Genomic DNA, 16,706 nt, shown 5'->3' with positions numbered 1-16,706 from the left:
GCCTCACAAAAGCGGGCAAATGGCTAAAAGCTATTGCTCGCAGGGAGCCTCGTCTATTTGTACACTGGACAATGGGGATATTCTATATGGCTGGATAATGGGAGCCGGATGAATCGAGAGGTTCAAGTCCGGTTCTGAGAGAGCCTGGGGGTGAAATCCCCCTGGGCTACTCACCAGCGAAAATCTGTTCTTCGCTCTTGGTCAAGGCCAAAAACGAGGAGCAAGATGCCGGATCAGCTCGTCATTATGGATCATAGCCTTTTCAAAAGACCCGGCTGTGCAGTATAATTAATTGTTCTATAAAGGAGGTGGTGTATATGGTAGATAACTTTGATGATTTCTATAACCCCATGGGTTCTTACACCGCGCTTCTTTTGGAATGCAATTGCTGATAGGCAATTATCTTCCGATTATTCGACCACGGCGGTAAGAACCCGTGGTCTTTGTTTTCCAGTTAAATATTCGACTAGTCGGAGATATAGCATGCATGGTCTAGTCGGAGATATAGCATGCATGGTGAAGTTACTAACGTTCAGCAACGAATAATAGAAGTACTCGCTGAGACGGGTGATTACTTTCGTTGTCTTCTCAGGGATAAGCTATTGAGAAAAGAGAGAACTGAAAAGAATGTGGTCACCGTAGGAGACAGGGTCTTCTTCGAAACTCTTCAGAGAGATCGAGGTGTCATTACCGAGGTTCTTCCAAGGAAAAAATGTCTCGTTCGAAAAGGTGCAGGAAAAAGAGGGAGACATTTGGATCAGGTGATCGCGGCCAACGTCGATCAGGTGTTCATAGTTGTAGCCGTAAAAGATCCACCTCACCACAACAGTTTGATTGAAAGATACATCACTGCGGCGAGGGGTTTAAATCTAGATGTCACGATCGTCTTCAACAAGGCAGACCTTGGCATCGACGAAGAGACAGCCAAGGATATTCAGAACTATCGCGAACTGGGTTACCAGGTCTTTCTCACGAGCACTTTGACCGGACAAGGCCTGGAAGAAGTCAAGGCGAGCCTCAAATACAAATCCTCTGTGCTTGCTGGCAGTTCCGGGGTCGGAAAGTCTTCCCTAGTGAACGCGATTTGCAGGAGCGATGTGAAGACCGCTGAAGTAAGCGATTCTACTCATAAGGGAAAGCACACGACTACCTCTTCTCAAGTTCACTTTCTTCGAGAAGGTGGAAAATTGATCGATGTTCCTGGAATGAGAGAGTTTGCAATTAGTGCAACGGAAGGTCTTGACGAAGCCTTTGAGGATATCGCCGAACTTTCCGCTAAGTGCAGGTTCAGAGACTGCACTCACACTGTCGAGCCCGGCTGTGCCGTTCGCAAGGCCGTCGAGGAAGGTATCATCGACAGTCGGAGATTGAAGAACTACTCTAAACTGAAGACAAAAGAATAATGCCCGGGGTAATCCCGGGCCTTTACATGAAAAACACCTAATAGAGAGTGCTTCCTCGCTTCACAGCTTCGGTGCAATTAGCTCTTATGGAATTGGTGGGGCGCCTCTGTCACAGTAAGACATGAACTCCCCGGATTTCTGCTTGCCCACAAGCTCTGAGGCTGGAAATTCAACATAGACATAACCGTCGCCTGCGTCTGTTATAAGCATTAGAAGCCTCCTATGAGAATTTATTTGCTCCTGATTAAACTATAGCACAGTTACGTACACGAGTGCAGGAGTTGCTTCTCCCCGCAGAGCGGCAATAGAGGCTTTGAGTCTGGGTGGGAACCGATGCAGTCATTACAGAATACTCTATTTAAGGGTACTTCTTTATCCCCCAAGCAGTTTCACAGCATTGAAAAGGTAGAAGAATGCCTCTGGGTCTGTCTTCTTTATCTTGTTCAGTTTGCTCCATTTTGGATCATTGATCGTAAGCTCTCTTACAACTTCTGGGGTTTCGAATTTCTCATATTTGTCCTTCCCGCTAAGGATAGTCTGAACAAGATACATAACCTTTGCAGCGCTCCGGATAGCATCCTCCTGAGAATAGCTGCTGTTGAAAACAAAGTTCTTGAACCCTCTTATGCCTTTCATCAGTCTGGAAAAATTCTCAGTCTTATATGCTCCCTTATAGACCAGCGTAAGGGCTGTGTCAAAGCAATCGTTCAGCACTACTTCTTCGTTAAGTCGTAGTTGTCTGTAAGAGAGTTCCTGCAGGCAGTTTTGAGTAAATGAGGTATGCACAGAATTCAGGTTGTTCAGTTCATCGAAGAGAATCCCCAGGTCAAATAATTGTTTTATTATTTCTACTTCCTTTTCAACAGCATACGGTATGCCTGTTGTGTTGGGTGCAAAGGCCGTGAGCTTGTCCCCCAGGAGAGAGTCCACACTCTGGACCTTTACAGGCACCTCGGGCGGAACAGTTTCGATAACTCTGTGCTTTATGGGAATCTTCAACAACTCTCTATTACCAGTTTCCTGGAAGAGAATATCAAGAAGAACTGTCCTTTCTGTACCATCTATAGTTGAATTCCACACAAAACCATAGTGAACTTTGGGGACATTTGAGGGAGTCTTGCGCTTATCCTCAGACCAGCTTTTGAACATCCCATTGCTACAGATCCTGTTGAATATATCTTCGAGGTTCTTGGGTTTATCGGGAAGCAATATGTCTATGTCCAGTGAGAACCTGTTGTGACTATCTAGAAGAAGCATAAGAGATATTTCACCTTTGAATATGAAGTCTAGGCCTTCAACAGAAAGCTGTTCGAGCAACGTCAGGGCCATTATGGTCTTCTCTACTATTCCGGGGTCATTTCTCTTGTAAGATTTCATAACTGTATCCAACCATTCTTTGGTAGCAGAGTTTCTTGTGATCACATGCCCTCTCCCTGGGTCACTATGAGCTTGTCTATCTCTTCTAACCTCCCGCGTCGCCTAGCATATCTTCTGAGCGTGCTCAGGCTCACGTCGTAATCGGTCAAAGCCCTGTGATATATGTTGCGTAACTCCTCCCCTTGAAACGATACGAAGAGATCCTTCTCGCAGACAAGATCGACAAGTATTTTCTCTAACCTCGGTATGGCGACATTATCAAAGGACGTTACAGGGGCTTCAGTTACAAGCGACCTTACGACAAAACACTTCTCGCATCCGAGAATGTAGTTGTCTATCTCCTTCGGAGTCGGATCAATGAACACCCGGGAGTACGATGCTTTGATATATTCAAACACGCTGTCCTCTGTACCTCGCTCAGTTTCTATGATCACCATAGAAGAAAGCGCCTGCTGAACAGTGAATTCGTTTAGCCATCTGCTATCCCAGACACACAGGTCTTCCAGGTATGGGAAGCTCTTGCGAAGCTTCTTGAACAAACCTGAGAGTTCCTTCGATACGGCAGGTTCGAACTCCCGTTTGCTTCCGGCTTCATAGAGGCCTCTTCTGACGTTTCTTATGAGTCCTTCTTTCTTCAGCCGGTGCAGGGTTGCATAATGAGTACCTGTCTTCCTATTAGGCAAAAGTGTACTCAGTTCATTGATCAGTTGATAGTGCATAAGAAACTGATTGTTTTTGAACCACTCTTTTACTTGGTTTCGACTAATCTTCTCCATTGAAATCACCCACAAATAATGGCAATAACTATAGATAGTTGCCGTTATTTGTAATTATAGCATATACTTCTTGCTGAAATACGATCCTTCAACCTGGGGGAGTTCTTTGTTGTTCTAGATGGGTATCAAGTATAATTACTTATAGATAAAGCCTCTAGGGGTTTTGCAGTCGTCGACGTGAAAACTGAAAGCAGATGACAAAAGCCTATTGATGTTGGCCTCGTTTAACACGGCTGTCTTTAGATAGTCCATACTCATAGGCAAGGTGAATCACAAGGTGAACAGATTGTCCGTTAAGATTGACGAGTTTGATCTAACACATTTTGTAGAGATTATAAAGGATGCCTTTACCATTCCCTCCGATGATTCTGAGTGCGCCGGAGAGATAACTCCATACGATGAGCTCGTTTACGGGTTTAGTTATGGTGAGTTTCCACGTCACTGGTCTGAAAAAGCATCTGACATAGTGAAATGTATTCTGGAGGATGGTCTTCTCGTGTTTTTTCCTTTCGAAATAAGTTGTTTCGAGGATAGTCTTGTTTTCTGTGTGGATGGTAGCACACTAGATATTCCGCTATCGGAAAGCGAAGAACAAGAAAATGAAGGGATTACTGAAATGGTTCAGGACGATTCCAATGTGCTTGGTTACTGTGTTATTAGGCAAGAAGGGGATTTGCTTATCGAAAGCTGTATGCACCACAAAGCTAGCGGAAATAATCTCGTACCTTTCCTTAGGCCGCTAAAAAGCTGCGGATTTCTCGAAGAAAGAATGACAATCTTTCTGGAGAAGTTTATCGAAGAACCTTGGCACTGAGTCTTCTTCTTTCTTCGTACCTGTTCTTTGGTTTGAAATATCCGATGGACTACTTGCTGGTAGTTTCTGTCCTGTCGTCAAATTGGTACTCGAGTTACGAAAAAGACGGGGCTAACAGCAAAGAAATAGAGCTCTACATTAGCCTGGCTCTTTATCTTGTTTATATAGGTCTGCTCATTGCTTGCAATACGTGCATCCCAGCTATCGGTGATTATGATTATGTTCCTCGTTGTTCTTTCACATTTAAGTAGCATATGTTCCTTAATGCGTTCAACAATCTTCCGAAAGTGAAGGTGTCCGCTACTCCTGGCAATCAACTTTGAGTTCAGAGAAATGAAGAATGCTGTCTGATAACAAGTATTCGATGGGTAACCAGGATAGCAGTTGAACTCTGTCATACCTGTTGCGCTTCTAATGATTTCCGGAATCTGTTCGCTGCGCACACCGGTTCTGATTCTTTTTGTGCCCATTATTTCTTCATCCGAAAGCAGACCTTCTTCCAAGCGACTTTCCCGATACATTTCGCCCAAAATGCTATTTGCAATCTCAGAGAACTCACCATTTCCAAAACCTCCGTACTCTTCCATAGAGATCACCTCCCTCTATCTTTTCAAATGTTCAGGCTGATCTTTCCGCTGGAAGTGGGTCAGATTTCATTGAACATTTTTTAATTAGCTTCACATAGGCGCTTTCTGGAGTATCTTGTTGTCAGATAGGTGTTTCCGTGATTACCTTGTCAGACAGGTGTTTGACCCATATGTGGGAAGCAGTGAACACTACTATCGCGACTTCCACGTTTGATGTACTAATAAAAGCGTTCAAATCCTTCCACACTACTTTTTTATCTTTTATACCCCTGTGTGGCTGCCAAAGATGCACCAGATAGGCCCCCCTATCTTTACCACCTTTACTGTAACCGCTGTTTAGAAGTTTATCGTGGTCCGGCCGCAGGTGGGTAGCGACTTTGTAATTGAGGCCAAGTTCAACAATAAAGGCCGGCATTAAAAATCCCCTAGTGAAGACCTCTATTTCTTTGAATGGTCGAACCCGTTGAGGCAACAGTCCGGACTTCCTACTTGCTGCTACGGGATCCATAAGGTCTTCCCTATTCAAAATGGCGAGATCAACTTTTCCTCTACCACGCTTTCCTTTTCTCCGTAGAGGCTCTGGCCACTCTTTGTGTACGAGCGAAGCCTTATACGGGCTGTTTCCTATAGGGTACAAACCCTGCAAAGCTCTGTGGGAAGTTAACATAGTATAGAGTTCACAATGAAGAGAGTGCTCACAACGATGGATATACGGCTCCTTTATGAAGTTGTCCACAAGACTATCGATGGATGTTTCAAGTATTTGTTTCACTCCCTCGAAAGAGTACACGCATACACCTCCTAATTTCTGGTTTGGGAAATCCCTTTCTTTCAGGCCGTAACCTGAAGTACCTATCTATCTTTCTGATTCGATAATCTATCCAGAGATTCAATAGCATCTGCAAGGATTTGCGATGATGTGGATAGCGTGAAGGAAATTTCAGCAAGCATACTCCTTGCGGTATCCGGGTTTAATCTCTTATTTAGCCTATCCAAGTTCTTTTTGATTATCTGAAGGTCCATTTCGACGCTACCTATAGCTTTTGCATCTGAACCCTTCATAGTCTGCCTCCTGAGTTGTGACAATGCAGACTTTTGGGATCCTTTTTGCCGCTACTATGCCTAATCCTCAGCATTCTCGCTGTAGTCCTCTAATACATCGTCTGAGAGATGTACGAGGTGAGGAAGAGAAGCTATCTCTCTTACGCTTTCGTATGAAAGGTATGTGCAAGTCTCAAACAAAGGACCACGTTCTAGTAACGAAAAAACAGGTCTTTGCAGTTCTTGAAAGGCCTTATCCTTTCTGGAAAAAGGTGCTACTATGTGAAGCTTAATGTCCATATTCGGCTGAAGCGCCAGCAGATCGGCCATTCTGAGAATGCCGGAATAGATTGAAGTGGTATGCTCTACCTCGAAAGCCCTCTTGATCGATCTTCCCTTCAACCAGAGAACATCAATCTGCTCTATCGTTTTCAGAGTAATCTCATCATAATTGAGCGGTAGCCTCTCCAAAATCGCTAGGTTGCCGCTCTTAGACTCAGAAAGTACTCTGCTTCGATCATTTCTGGGAATCCATATCTTCATTCCCATCTTGGCGCCAATATCTGCCAGTAAGGCTTGAATCTTGATTGACTCGCGCACATCTGCTTGTTCTGCAAGGATTTCCGTATCTTCAGAGTCCTCATCCGTTGGGACGGATACAGGTATATCTTTCTTCTCACCTCTGACTCTAGGTAATAGATACTTCTTGTAGGCTTCGACGTCGTATGCGAACAACCTCCCGGAGTGTTCCTGCTTGAATAGCGTAGTTTCCAGGAATTCGCCGTCTTCGTCATCCAGTCTAACAAGACTGCCCCTGACCTTCCCGGTCCAGGCGTTGGAGTTCGGCGGAAGGTCTCTAGTAAAAGACAGACCATTCCATATCTCAGGCTTGTGTATTGGCAGGGCTTTTTCAACTTCTAGCCAGACCAGTGGCTTGACCTTGAACCTCACCGCAAACGGGTCGTCTGCTTCGTAGAAACGGGGAGAATCATCAACAAAAGGTTTGCTGATCACTTCTAGTATGCCAACCCAGCGAGAGAGCTTGGTTAGATAACATATAAGCTTATCTCCGATGTTCACTCTGCTCGCTAGATTCTTGTGCCGCATTCGAAATCCAGAGATAGTTCTATCCGACTTTGAAAAAGCTTCATATGTTTCTGGCGAAAAGAGGTCCGTGTAGTAGGCCATCTGTCTTGGCTCCTTCCTGCTGAAGTTTATAGACCAGCAGCAACTTTGGATATATCTGCAAATAACTCACCCATAAAGCCATAACTCAATTCCACGATTTCTGTTTCTCTGGGTATTTCAAAGAACACCGCGCCCCTTGCTATCCCACCATTTGGTGCGATATCACCCTGGAAGGTTCTATCATACTTTGCCGGCGGATCAAACATAAAAGTACCGGAATAAGTATATCCTTGCTTGTCTCGAAGATAAAGGACCATTACTACAAAGGCTTTTGGTTCTGAATCGTTATTCTGAACGAGGAGATCAAGTACCACGTATTCTTTGTCTATTCTGGCGATCTCCTTCAGAGTTATTGATAGATCCCCGGCGATTAGGGGCTTATCAATCTCCATAACCGGTTTGCTGCCAAGTTGAACGTCCTCATACTTCCAGGTACCGTTGTTTTTAAGAAGAACTACTCGACCTTCAGTTGTAACGGCGTAAAGGTTCGCAAGTGATACTGTTGTTACCAACAAAATCAAGAACAATACCATAACTTTTTTCATTGTTTTCCTCCTTTCACTGTATCTTTACAGCGAATCCATTAGTTACTTGTTTCTTTTCCTACCAATATAAGTCTAGGTGGACTACATATGCCGCAGGGCGTATATCCGCGTCTAACGACTTCAGAAAGTCTTATAGCAATCTTGCTTTGAAGCAAATGCTGATAATGTGCCTGATGATACATTGTGCCAGTATTTGTGATATATACAATCGGGTTGTACTCAGGTTCGGGTGGCATATTTGCAAACTCCTCGCTACCCCACAAACCTTGCTTATCAATCCTGGCAATTCTCTCTGCTTCAATAAAAACTTCCATATACCTATCTTCAAAAGGGTAGATTGTATAGGCGTGGCCGTACCCATTAGTGATAAGAAGAAGGTTGAACAATACCTTGTATTCGTTTCCCTTAAAAGTTGCTGGAACCCAAACATAACCCAGGATCCTTCCATAAGTATCCATAGGAATTTGATCATAAGAAAGTGCACACTTTCGATTTTCAAGTATGGAACGGGCAAAATCTGCGGCCTCATTTCCAAAGTATTCTAGTTTTTCATCAGAGCCTTTGCTATTGGGGGCATCAACACCAATTAGTCTCAGAAGCTCTATGAAGTTCAGGGACTTGTGTCTGATCATTGTGAAAGTGTCTCCGTCCATAATGGTGGAGATTAATACATCATCATAACTGAGTTCACTATTAAAGAGTGTCAGATATTCCTCGTAATAATTGGCTTCTATACCCTCAATATTGACTTTAATAGGAGTCATTGCAGTAACCAACACACAAATAACCACGAATAAAAGAATAAACAACCTACGCATTGTTATTCCTCCTTTCATTCATAGAATATACTTTGTTACGTTCATTGCAAAACAACACTGATCTTAGCCCCCTGAGATTCATCAAAAGGCGCTCTTCTGTTCTATTTTGTTTTTCAAAAGTATTTGCTTATCATATTAATGAATAGCTACACTTATTAGTACTTTTAACATCTTCTTTGTTTTGATAAAAAGTGAAATTCGGGTTTTAAATCAGAAAAAGGGGGGCTCTTATGAAAGCTCAAATCAAGTTTTTCTTATCTTCTGTCTTCGTTATCCTTGTACTTATTACCTCTTGTGTTTCTTATGAAGAACCAATGGGAATTATCGCGCTTACTGTCACTTTTCCTGATAGTGACAGCTATAAAACTAATGTAATACCTGAAGGGACAACTGGGTTTTCAATTTTTATTGGGGATATTGATAATCCTTCCGTAGCACCAAAAACAGTGTCAATAGAAGGGAATCCCGGTGAAACTAAGAGTGTAGAGATCGACATTGGAGTGGGTAACTACAGGGTGGCAGTTTTAGCTACTGGAAAAGATCCTTTCCTGCAGACTGTTGGAGTAACTAGTGATGGAATTATATTTGCCGGCGGAATATCTGACGCTGTGCAAGTTTTCGAGAACCAATTTTCAGAAGCAGTTGTGGTTTTGCAGGAAGTTCTCTGGCACACCATTCTTTTTCCCGAACAAGTGAAGAAGGATACGATATATGATTTCTCTGCCAAAGTTACTCGACTTGCTGATGAGTTCACTGTTTCAGGTTCCCAAATCATCTGGAAAGCATTTGATGAATATGGAGAACCAATATCTGACTCTTATTATTACAAGAAGATCTTTTCGCAATCATACGAAGATGATTTTATATCTTTTTCAATAACGGAACGAACACCTAATATCGAGTCGACCGGTACATTGAAGGTGCGCTTTTCTGCAGACAACGTCGTGTTTGGTTCTTATGCTTCTCAAAGTCTAGGTATGTACGTATCGCCCGTTTTTGAGATTCCATTGGTCGAAAAAAGTGAAAGTGGAATAATAATAACCATTAAGTAATTTCTCTTATTTGTTAAGACTAAGAAAACAACAATCTGCAGGAGTAGAAAAGCGAATAATTACTGGACAAGCGTTCAAAAGCTTATATAACTAGTTGAATTTCATAAAAGAGTATTGCGCTACTATCGACGATAAACAAATCGAGAGAAGGCCAGCTAATTCTTTTTGGAGTCAATTGCATCGCTCTGAATTGTTTTTCTAAGCAGAGGAAAAGAACTCATTTTCTTCCAGAATTGGAATTATCCTTCTGAAACTTCGGCCAGGTAGCTGCATTCATCAGCCCGCCGTTGTCATCACTTATGGCATACAGATATCCGTCGTTGCTTCCTATATAGATGGTCCCATCATCTCCAATAGCAGGACTAGAATAAACTCTTCCTCCAGTAACGTAATCCCACTTCAGGCTACCATCGCTGTTTAAGGCATAGACGCGGCCGTCGTGACAGCCGAAGATAATTGTCCCATCTGAACCCAGGGCGGGAGTTGACTCAATCGAATCGTAAGTATTGAAGCTCCACTTCACGGAACCTGAAGGATTCAAACAGTAAAGACGTTCATCTCCGGAACCAAAGTAGATGTTATCATCGCAATCAATTACTGGACTAGAATCAAGATATCCTCCCACGTGATTTTCCCACAGCTTTGTACCAGAAGAACCAGAGAGACAATAGAAATAACCGTGATCTGCACCAACATAAATTCTTCCTGAAGAGCTTATAGCGGGGCTAGAATCAACCCAGTGAGAAAAGATGTACCCCACTGTGAAGCTCCACTTTGTCGTTCCACTGGGATTTAGAGCATACACTTTATCATAAGCCCCAAAGTGAATAGACGAATCAGCACCAATAGCAGGGCTAGACTCAGAAATTCCAAAGGGACCTCTAGACCATCTCTTGGTCCCGTCTGAATTTAAGGCAAATACATAACCGTTTGAAGTGGTGCCACCTGAACTGGTTACATATATTGAACCATCCTCACCTATTGCTGGACTGGAGTATATGCTGCCTCCGACAAAAAACTTCCAAAGCTCTGCTCCTGTATTATCAATTGCAAACAAATAGCCATTTGTATTACCAAGATATATGATCCCGCTAGAACTAATTGACGGGCTAGAACGAACGGCACCTCCAATGTTGTGCTTCCATTTTAGAACACCTGATGAGTCAACAGCATACAAATAACCGTCATCAGAACCGAAATAAACGGTTCCACCATTACCAATAGCGGGATTTGAAAATATCCACCCATCAGTCTTATACTTCCACAAAAGTGTTCCTGGTGTTGGCATCGGGGGTTCATAGAAAAACGCCCAGAAAACAACTGCAGAGTACAGACCTTCATTGTCCTGAGCTCTAACTTCAAAGGTATGATTTCCCTTTGAATAACCGGACCAAGTGTAGCTTGTAGTCAATCCGTAATTAACCCATCCTCCTCCATCTTTCCGATATTCGTATTTCGAAATACCACTATCGTCGGTCCCGCTCCAAGAGAAGCTGTTATTTGAATTATCAATAGTACCTTCAGACCCCCCAAGTTTAGTCACTACGGGAGGTTGATTAAGAGTACTGTAGACGAAAGTCCATATAACAGTATTTGAGTATGCCCCCATATTATCTTGGGCTTTCACTTCAAAAGTATGGCTCCCTTCTGAATAACCGCTCCAAGTATAAGTGTTGGCAAGGCCGTAACTCTCCCATATTCCTCCATCCTTCCTAAATTCGTACTTTATGATAGTGCCATCGGTGTCCGTTCCTATCCAAGTGAATGTGTTGTTTGGAAGACCTGTGATTCCTTCCAACCCCCCGGATTTGGCCACTAACGGACGAATATTGGGCAGAATGCAAGATGAAGTGAACAGTAAGAAGAACGTCATAACTAAAAGGATAAATGCAAATTTTCTCATATTTCCACCACCCAAGCAGTCAATTTAATGTCGACTAGAAGAAGGCGAGAAGCTTATTGCATATTTGATTCTCTAAATATTATAGCACCGCAATAATTCTATTGAGGAGGATAGAATTCAACAGAAGCCTTTCCGCACAGAGGAACATTCTGAATGTATTGGGGTCTTTTTTCTATTGTATATTTCTTTCTTCGGTTATCTATTTGGATCCGATCTTACTAGTAATTGTTGATCTCCTGAAGATTCCTAAACCTCTTCTCCTCCGCTTCTGTCATCTCACGAGTTACTACGTTCGACAAGTTTGCAGCAAGAAGAATAATCTTTTCAAATGCTTTGTCTGAATAAGTATGCCCATCATGAAGTTTGGTCATGATAGACAACATCCAGTCGATGAATACTGCCGGAATAGCGAGATCAGAGACATCTTCCCAGCTTGTAGGCCCATAAACAGAACTCATCTTACGATCACATTCATCGCCCTTGCAAGCAAAGTAGACATCTTCGACTACCGTCCCATCTTCACTTGTCTTCCAAGCGACCAGCGCCGAGTAGTCTGATACGCCTTCCATAAGATTCTTCCCGCAAGAATCACAGAAGATTGGTTCAACCCGTCTGAAGTCAACAATAAAACTACCTCCTTTAGCGTGCTTTTTGGTATCAGTTTCGAAGAAATCGATGTTATGAGTGCATATCAACGAATTGCATCTATACTCTGTTTGATTTTCTCTTCTTCTGTTGACGAGAGTAGCCACTTTGTCCCGTCTTCGAAGACCACCTCTATCGGGTATGCATAGAAACTCGTTGCCTGTCTGACATCGAGTTCCCATTTGTGAGTATATTCAACGTTTCGAACGAAGTTTTTCAAGCTCTGACTGATGTACGAAGAATAAGGTAACCACAATTCTGTACCAAAATCATCAAACATAATAAACCGCATCCGATAGGCTTTGATAGTTTTGTACGAAACATTCTTGACTTTGACACTCACAGTAAATTCGTCTTCAAGTTCTGCTTTCAGAACCTTGATAGGAGCTTCTTTGGCGCTTAGCATTTCGGTTCCTAGCAGCTCCCAAGTTCCATCTTCGTACAAAACTACCTTCTCGCCGTGTTCGGTAGTTGCATATATGAGAGCATCCGCATTCACAGATATGACTACAAGAGCAACAACAATTAAGATTGCTCTTCTCACCTCTTCACCTCCTATGATTCAAAGTCCTACTTTGTTTGACGCTCCAAGATCCTTTCTTAAGAGCTCTGCAAGTTTTTCGCATTGCATTTTTAGGTTTTCATCTAGAGTTTGTAGTTCATTTCTGCGCTTTTTTCTTTGTTCAGTTCTTTCCTCCTCGGAGAATCCTAGCACTATAGGGCTAGTTCGCTCATCAATTGATTTTATGAAAAGTCTAGTGTAAGTGATTATCTCTTTAGGAGCAATTAGTTCTAACTTTATTAAATGGGTCTTTAGTTCTTTCAGATAGTCAGGAAGCTCTTCTTCATAACAACTCTTTCTTCTACTGCTGGTCGAAAATAGGATTTCTTTTATTTGCATAAGTCTTTCTACAATCTTGGAGTAGAGTATTTGCTTATCTGCATATAGGGATTGAAATACAATCCTTTTTCGTTCGCTCTTCACAGTTAATACTACACCTAAGAGTGGAAACAAACCGCCTATAGCAGATGCAATAAGTACTCTAGCCCACTCACAAATATCCTCCATCAGATCTCCTCCTGTTCTTCGATCCAGATTATTAGTAGCAAGTAACGGTTGCTCCCGCGAATTCGACAATAATAAGCGTCAATGCAATACAGAGAGTTGAAGTAAACAGAAGCAGCAGAAACAAGACTCTTCTCACAGTTGTCCTCCCTATACTCGTTCCAGTTTCCCCAAAGATGTCACAATATAGAACGCCTCGCAAATCAAATGGCATTATTGTCCTGAAGAACATAGAACCTAAGGCACCGTCCTTGCAATCCGGAACCCCATCTCGTTGTCCGCGCCAGTGCGGTCGATACCGGCACGGAAAACCAAACGTGTGCCCACCACGTCGCTGCCCCAGCCACCACCACGAAACACCCGGCCCGAACCGCTGTAATTGTAGGGATTTGTCTGCGCTGAACTTGAGTAGTTTTCATACCTGTCACTGCACAATTCCCATACGTTTCCAGACATATCGTAGATCCCCAACTCGTTAGGCGCCTTCTTCCCCACTTCTTGTGTCTTGCTCCCCGAGTTTGAAGTGTACCAGGCGACGTCACCAACATTATCACTACCAGAATACTTGTATCCCTTGCTATTGTTACCACCACGAGCCGCGTATTCCCATTCGGCCTCTGTCGGCAGACGGTACCCAACTACCTTAGTTATATCTGTTGTCAAATTGCCGCTTGAATCAAGTAATTGTCCTTCGTTGACTTCTCCCTCTAGTCTATATGCAACGGGAAGACCTTCTTTTTGGCTCAACCAGTTGCAGTAGGCTATTGCTTCCCACCAGCTCACGTAGATTACAGGTCTCCGTCCCCTTCCCCACCCGCTATCGCCGGGTTTGCTCCTGCCCGTAGCCTCACAGAAAGTGTCATACTGGTCAAACGTTACTTCGTACTTTCCTATCTCGAAGTCGTATGCGAGAGTTACCTCGTGAACTGGTCTGCAGTGGAACCCTAGATCCCCAAATTCATCTCCCATCATAAACGTGCCACCCTCGACAAGGACCATTTCTGGAACTGCTAATGTTGTGAACCTCCACACAGGTCCTTCAGTCACTCCACCTTTGTTGTCCTTAGCTACCACTTTCCAGTAGTAAGCTGTATTGTATGAAAGGTTGCTTCTGCTCAGAGTCTTTCCACTCTGGCCAGAGGATACTTTTGTCGCCGGGTTGCTGTTTGTGCTGAAATAGATGTCGTAGGTCAGTGGATCTCCCTCAGGGTCACTGCATTCCCAGGACAATGTAAGTGTCACAGGCTGGTTAGTAGCGTTGTTTGCAGGGCTTGGATTGGATGGTACATTAGGTGATCTGTTGCTCTGTGTTGTGAACCTCCACACAGGTCCTTCAGTCACTCCACCTTTGTTGTCCTTAGCCACTACTTTCCAGTAGTAGGTTGTATTGTGTGAAAGGTTGCTTCTGCTCAGAGTCTTTCCACTCTGGCCAGAGGATACCTTCACTGTCGGGTTGCTGCTAGTTCCAAAGTAAACATCGTATGTTAGAGAGTCTCCGTCTGGATCACTGCATTCCCAGGACAATGTAAGTGTTAAGGGCTGGTTAGTAGCGTTGTTTGCAGGGCTTGGACTAGATGGTTGTACTGGGTTACTGTTTCCTTTTGTAGTGAACTTCCACACAGGTCCTTCAGTCACTCCACCTTTGTTGTCCTTAGCTACCACTTTCCAGTAGTAAGCTGTATTTTGTGAAAGGTTGCTTCTGCTCAGAGTCTTCCCACTCTGGCCAGAGGATACCTTCACTGTCGGGTTGCTGCTAGTTCCATAGTAAACATCGTATGTTAGAGAGTCTCCATCTGGATCACTGCATCCCCAGGATAGTGTAAGTGTTAAGGGCTGGTTCGTCGCGTTGTTTGCAGGACCTGGATTGTGTGGTTCCGCAGGGTTCCTGTTTTCTTTTGTCTTGAAGCTCCATACAGCACCGTTTCTAGAACTTCCCTTATTGTCGTATGCTATTACTCTCCAATAGTATGTCTCTCCACTCTCCAGTGAGTTCACCGTGTAGCTTATTGTAGAGCCGCTAGACTTGAATTTGCTCTGTATTATAGTGGAAGGATTCGCGTTTTTCCCTAGATAGATGTCGTAACTAATTGGGTAGTCACCGTCCGGCTCTTCACAGCTCCACTGAAGTATCAATGGGATACTCTGCACTTCGGATCCATTAGTAGGAAAAACCAGTTTCGGCTCTCTGGGAGGTCTGTTTATCATAGGGCAAGCACTTATAAGAATTATTATCACTAACGCAATCAATATTATCATTGTCCTCTTAATTCTCATCGCCCTCACTCCTTATATCCCCAGATACCATATCGCGAAGATAATTATTCCTACTGCTCCTACACCCAACGCAATCAAGAGAACTGGATCTACTTTCGGCTTCGTCTTGAACTCCCAGATTTCACTTTCTACGGTGTTGTCATTCCCGTCATTCGCTGTTACTTTCCAGTAGTAAGTAGTCTCTTCTTTTAGAGTTCCCGGATCTGCTTCATTCGCTGTTATGTTCGATTTTATTAGGTTCAACTTATCCCTGGAGGTACCGAAGTAGACGTCATATTTCAACGGGTCTCCATCTGGATCGCTGCAGTTCCATCTCAGTTTCACTTCTTTGGGGTCAACGTTCTTTTCTTCATTTGAGGGGCTTATTATTCCAGGTCTGCTGGGCGATCTGTTTTCAACGGTATTGAAGGCCTGGATATTGCTTTCCGTTTTCGCTCCGTATGTGTCTGTGGCTATCACTTTCCATTCGTATGTGCTGGCCGGTTGCAAATTTCTTATTGTGTACTGCGTTGTCGTTGTGGTTGATTTCTTCGCAATGCTCCCCTTTTTCCAGTACTGGAGTTCGTATTCCAGGGTGTCTTTGTCGGGATCGTTGCAATTCCAGATGAGGGTAACCGTCTTATAATCTACCGTTGTTTTGTTGTAAGGGGCTGTAAGATTTGGCTTTTCAGGTGGTCTGTTAAGTATCGTTTTGAATGTGTAGACAGGACTCTCGCTCTTCGCTCCCAGCGAGTCTATGGCCACTACTTTCCAGGTGTATTCCTTTCCCCTATCTATTCCTGTCGGAGTGTATTGAGTGCCGCTCTGTGTACTCAGGAGTGTCAGTTTACCCTCTCCGAAGTAAACCTGGTATTGCACGGCGTCTCCGTCTGCATCTGTGCTTCTGTCCCAGCTGAGTTTCACCTGCTCCTCACCTATCTGTGATTTATCTGTTGGGAAGGTTAGCTTTGGTACTGTCGGAGAACTGTTCGGCTTGGTTTTGAACGTGTAAACAGGACTTTCACTCTTCGCTCCCAGTGAATCTATGGCTACTACTTTCCAGGTGTATTCCTTTCCCCTATCTATTCCTGTCGGAGTATATTGAGTGCCGCTCTGTGTACTCACGAGTGTCAGTTTACCTTCTCCGAAGTAAACCTGGTATTGCACGGCGTCTCCGTCTGCATCTGTGCTTCTGTCCCAGCTGAGTTTCACTTGCTCCTCACCTATCTGTGATTTAT

The 16,706-nt window shown here is 43.6% G+C and carries 18 protein-coding genes; 3 read left to right on the top strand and 15 right to left on the bottom strand.

What is annotated here, in order from left to right:
- Nucleotides 1-509: 509 nt before the first annotated feature.
- A complete protein-coding gene (gene rsgA / locus B3K42_RS10220; RefSeq protein WP_110990407.1) occupies nucleotides 510-1,403 on the top strand; it encodes a ribosome small subunit-dependent GTPase A in 894 nt (297 codons plus the stop codon).
- Nucleotides 1,404-1,487: 84 nt separating this feature from the next.
- Here rsgA and B3K42_RS10215 read toward each other — a convergent pair whose 3' ends face one another.
- The 3 genes from B3K42_RS10215 to B3K42_RS10205 form a co-directional block, all read right to left on the bottom strand.
- Nucleotides 1,488-1,613 carry a hypothetical protein gene (locus B3K42_RS10215; RefSeq protein WP_258367246.1) on the bottom strand — a complete coding sequence of 42 codons (126 nt, stop codon included), beginning with the start codon at nucleotides 1,611-1,613 and terminating at the stop codon, nucleotides 1,488-1,490.
- A 162-nt stretch (nucleotides 1,614-1,775) separates the two neighbouring features.
- Nucleotides 1,776-2,825 (bottom strand): nucleotidyl transferase AbiEii/AbiGii toxin family protein, encoded by a 1,050-nt coding sequence (locus B3K42_RS10210; protein WP_110990408.1) that lies wholly within the window; start codon nucleotides 2,823-2,825, stop codon nucleotides 1,776-1,778.
- Nucleotides 2,822-3,556, bottom strand: coding sequence for a DUF6577 family protein (locus tag B3K42_RS10205; protein ID WP_110990409.1), 735 nt, complete (start codon nucleotides 3,554-3,556; stop codon nucleotides 2,822-2,824). The genes B3K42_RS10210 and B3K42_RS10205 overlap by 4 nt, the downstream gene beginning before the upstream one ends.
- Before the next feature lie 277 nt (nucleotides 3,557-3,833).
- On the opposite strand from B3K42_RS10205, the gene B3K42_RS10200 reads away from it, so the two are divergent.
- Nucleotides 3,834-4,370, top strand: a complete 537-nt coding sequence (locus B3K42_RS10200; RefSeq protein ID WP_146227043.1) for a hypothetical protein — start codon at nucleotides 3,834-3,836, stop codon at nucleotides 4,368-4,370.
- A 77-nt stretch (nucleotides 4,371-4,447) separates the two neighbouring features.
- On the opposite strand, the gene B3K42_RS10195 is transcribed toward B3K42_RS10200, so the two are convergent.
- The 6 genes from B3K42_RS10195 to B3K42_RS10170 all read right to left on the bottom strand — a co-directional run bounded on the left by B3K42_RS10195 (nucleotide 4,448) and on the right by B3K42_RS10170 (nucleotide 8,549).
- Nucleotides 4,448-4,957 carry a hypothetical protein gene (locus B3K42_RS10195; RefSeq protein ID WP_110990411.1) on the bottom strand — a complete coding sequence of 170 codons (510 nt, stop codon included), beginning with the start codon at nucleotides 4,955-4,957 and terminating at the stop codon, nucleotides 4,448-4,450.
- 121 nt (nucleotides 4,958-5,078) lie between these two features.
- On the bottom strand, nucleotides 5,079-5,747 hold the full coding sequence (locus B3K42_RS10190) for a hypothetical protein (protein ID WP_110990412.1): 669 nt from the start codon (nucleotides 5,745-5,747) through the stop codon (nucleotides 5,079-5,081).
- 62 nt (nucleotides 5,748-5,809) lie between these two features.
- Nucleotides 5,810-6,019 (bottom strand): hypothetical protein, encoded by a 210-nt coding sequence (locus tag B3K42_RS10185; RefSeq protein WP_110990413.1) that lies wholly within the window; start codon nucleotides 6,017-6,019, stop codon nucleotides 5,810-5,812.
- Between the two features lie 60 nt (nucleotides 6,020-6,079).
- Nucleotides 6,080-7,186: a hypothetical protein gene (locus B3K42_RS10180; protein ID WP_110990414.1), complete on the bottom strand. Its 1,107-nt coding sequence runs from the start codon at nucleotides 7,184-7,186 to the stop codon at nucleotides 6,080-6,082.
- Nucleotides 7,187-7,212: 26 nt separating this feature from the next.
- Nucleotides 7,213-7,731 carry a DUF4352 domain-containing protein gene (locus tag B3K42_RS10175; RefSeq protein WP_110990415.1) on the bottom strand — a complete coding sequence of 173 codons (519 nt, stop codon included), beginning with the start codon at nucleotides 7,729-7,731 and terminating at the stop codon, nucleotides 7,213-7,215.
- Nucleotides 7,732-7,769: 38 nt separating this feature from the next.
- The gene (locus B3K42_RS10170; protein ID WP_181419067.1) at nucleotides 7,770-8,549 is read right to left on the bottom strand and encodes a thermonuclease family protein; all 780 of its coding nucleotides are present in this window, start codon (nucleotides 8,547-8,549) and stop codon (nucleotides 7,770-7,772) included.
- 230 nt (nucleotides 8,550-8,779) lie between these two features.
- On the opposite strand from B3K42_RS10170, the gene B3K42_RS10165 reads away from it, so the two are divergent.
- Complete coding sequence (locus B3K42_RS10165; RefSeq protein WP_110990417.1) at nucleotides 8,780-9,601, top strand: hypothetical protein; 822 nt, start codon at nucleotides 8,780-8,782, stop codon at nucleotides 9,599-9,601.
- Between the two features lie 217 nt (nucleotides 9,602-9,818).
- Here B3K42_RS10165 and B3K42_RS10160 read toward each other — a convergent pair whose 3' ends face one another.
- The 6 genes from B3K42_RS10160 to B3K42_RS10135 form a co-directional block, all read right to left on the bottom strand.
- The gene (locus B3K42_RS10160) at nucleotides 9,819-11,504 is read right to left on the bottom strand and encodes a PQQ-binding-like beta-propeller repeat protein (RefSeq protein WP_110990418.1); all 1,686 of its coding nucleotides are present in this window, start codon (nucleotides 11,502-11,504) and stop codon (nucleotides 9,819-9,821) included.
- Between the two features lie 218 nt (nucleotides 11,505-11,722).
- Nucleotides 11,723-12,073: a hypothetical protein gene (locus B3K42_RS10155; RefSeq protein WP_146227044.1), complete on the bottom strand. Its 351-nt coding sequence runs from the start codon at nucleotides 12,071-12,073 to the stop codon at nucleotides 11,723-11,725.
- Nucleotides 12,074-12,195: 122 nt separating this feature from the next.
- Complete coding sequence (locus tag B3K42_RS10150) at nucleotides 12,196-12,693, bottom strand: hypothetical protein (RefSeq protein WP_110990420.1); 498 nt, start codon at nucleotides 12,691-12,693, stop codon at nucleotides 12,196-12,198.
- Between the two features lie 18 nt (nucleotides 12,694-12,711).
- Nucleotides 12,712-13,218 (bottom strand): hypothetical protein, encoded by a 507-nt coding sequence (locus tag B3K42_RS10145; RefSeq protein ID WP_110990421.1) that lies wholly within the window; start codon nucleotides 13,216-13,218, stop codon nucleotides 12,712-12,714.
- A gap of 234 nt (nucleotides 13,219-13,452) precedes the next feature.
- Complete coding sequence (locus B3K42_RS10140) at nucleotides 13,453-15,489, bottom strand: SUMF1/EgtB/PvdO family nonheme iron enzyme (protein WP_258367248.1); 2,037 nt, start codon at nucleotides 15,487-15,489, stop codon at nucleotides 13,453-13,455.
- Between the two features lie 12 nt (nucleotides 15,490-15,501).
- The coding region (locus B3K42_RS10135) for a fibronectin type III domain-containing protein (protein WP_292598600.1) at nucleotides 15,502-16,706 on the bottom strand (1,205 nt) is incomplete at its 5' end.

The sequence above is a fragment of the Mesotoga sp. UBA6090 genome (assembly GCF_002435945.1).
Classification (GTDB): Bacteria; Thermotogota; Thermotogae; order Petrotogales; family Kosmotogaceae; genus Mesotoga.
The sequence above is the reverse complement of the archived record's forward strand: the minus strand, read 5'-3'. Positions and strand labels throughout refer to the sequence as shown.

What these genes read in the sequence shown, in the direction of transcription:
- B3K42_RS10175 (WP_110990415.1), bottom strand. Translation starts at nt 7,731, where the DNA reads ATGAAAAAAGTTATGGTATTGTTCTTGATTTTGTTGGTAACAACAGTA.
- B3K42_RS10145 (WP_110990421.1), bottom strand. Translation starts at nt 13,218, where the DNA reads ATGGAGGATATTTGTGAGTGGGCTAGAGTACTTATTGCATCTGCTATA.
- B3K42_RS10180 (WP_110990414.1), bottom strand. Translation starts at nt 7,186, where the DNA reads ATGGCCTACTACACGGACCTCTTTTCGCCAGAAACATATGAAGCTTTT.
- B3K42_RS10195 (WP_110990411.1), bottom strand. Translation starts at nt 4,957, where the DNA reads ATGGAAGAGTACGGAGGTTTTGGAAATGGTGAGTTCTCTGAGATTGCA.
- B3K42_RS10155 (WP_146227044.1), bottom strand. Translation starts at nt 12,073, where the DNA reads ATGGAAGGCGTATCAGACTACTCGGCGCTGGTCGCTTGGAAGACAAGT.
- rsgA (WP_110990407.1), top strand. Translation starts at nt 510, where the DNA reads ATGCATGGTGAAGTTACTAACGTTCAGCAACGAATAATAGAAGTACTC.
- B3K42_RS10140 (WP_258367248.1), bottom strand. Translation starts at nt 15,489, where the DNA reads ATGAGAATTAAGAGGACAATGATAATATTGATTGCGTTAGTGATAATA.
- B3K42_RS10185 (WP_110990413.1), bottom strand. Translation starts at nt 6,019, where the DNA reads ATGAAGGGTTCAGATGCAAAAGCTATAGGTAGCGTCGAAATGGACCTT.
- B3K42_RS10160 (WP_110990418.1), bottom strand. Translation starts at nt 11,504, where the DNA reads ATGAGAAAATTTGCATTTATCCTTTTAGTTATGACGTTCTTCTTACTG.
- B3K42_RS10170 (WP_181419067.1), bottom strand. Translation starts at nt 8,549, where the DNA reads ATGCGTAGGTTGTTTATTCTTTTATTCGTGGTTATTTGTGTGTTGGTT.
- B3K42_RS10205 (WP_110990409.1), bottom strand. Translation starts at nt 3,556, where the DNA reads ATGGAGAAGATTAGTCGAAACCAAGTAAAAGAGTGGTTCAAAAACAAT.
- B3K42_RS10215 (WP_258367246.1), bottom strand. Translation starts at nt 1,613, where the DNA reads ATGCTTATAACAGACGCAGGCGACGGTTATGTCTATGTTGAATTTCCA.
- B3K42_RS10165 (WP_110990417.1), top strand. Translation starts at nt 8,780, where the DNA reads ATGAAAGCTCAAATCAAGTTTTTCTTATCTTCTGTCTTCGTTATCCTT.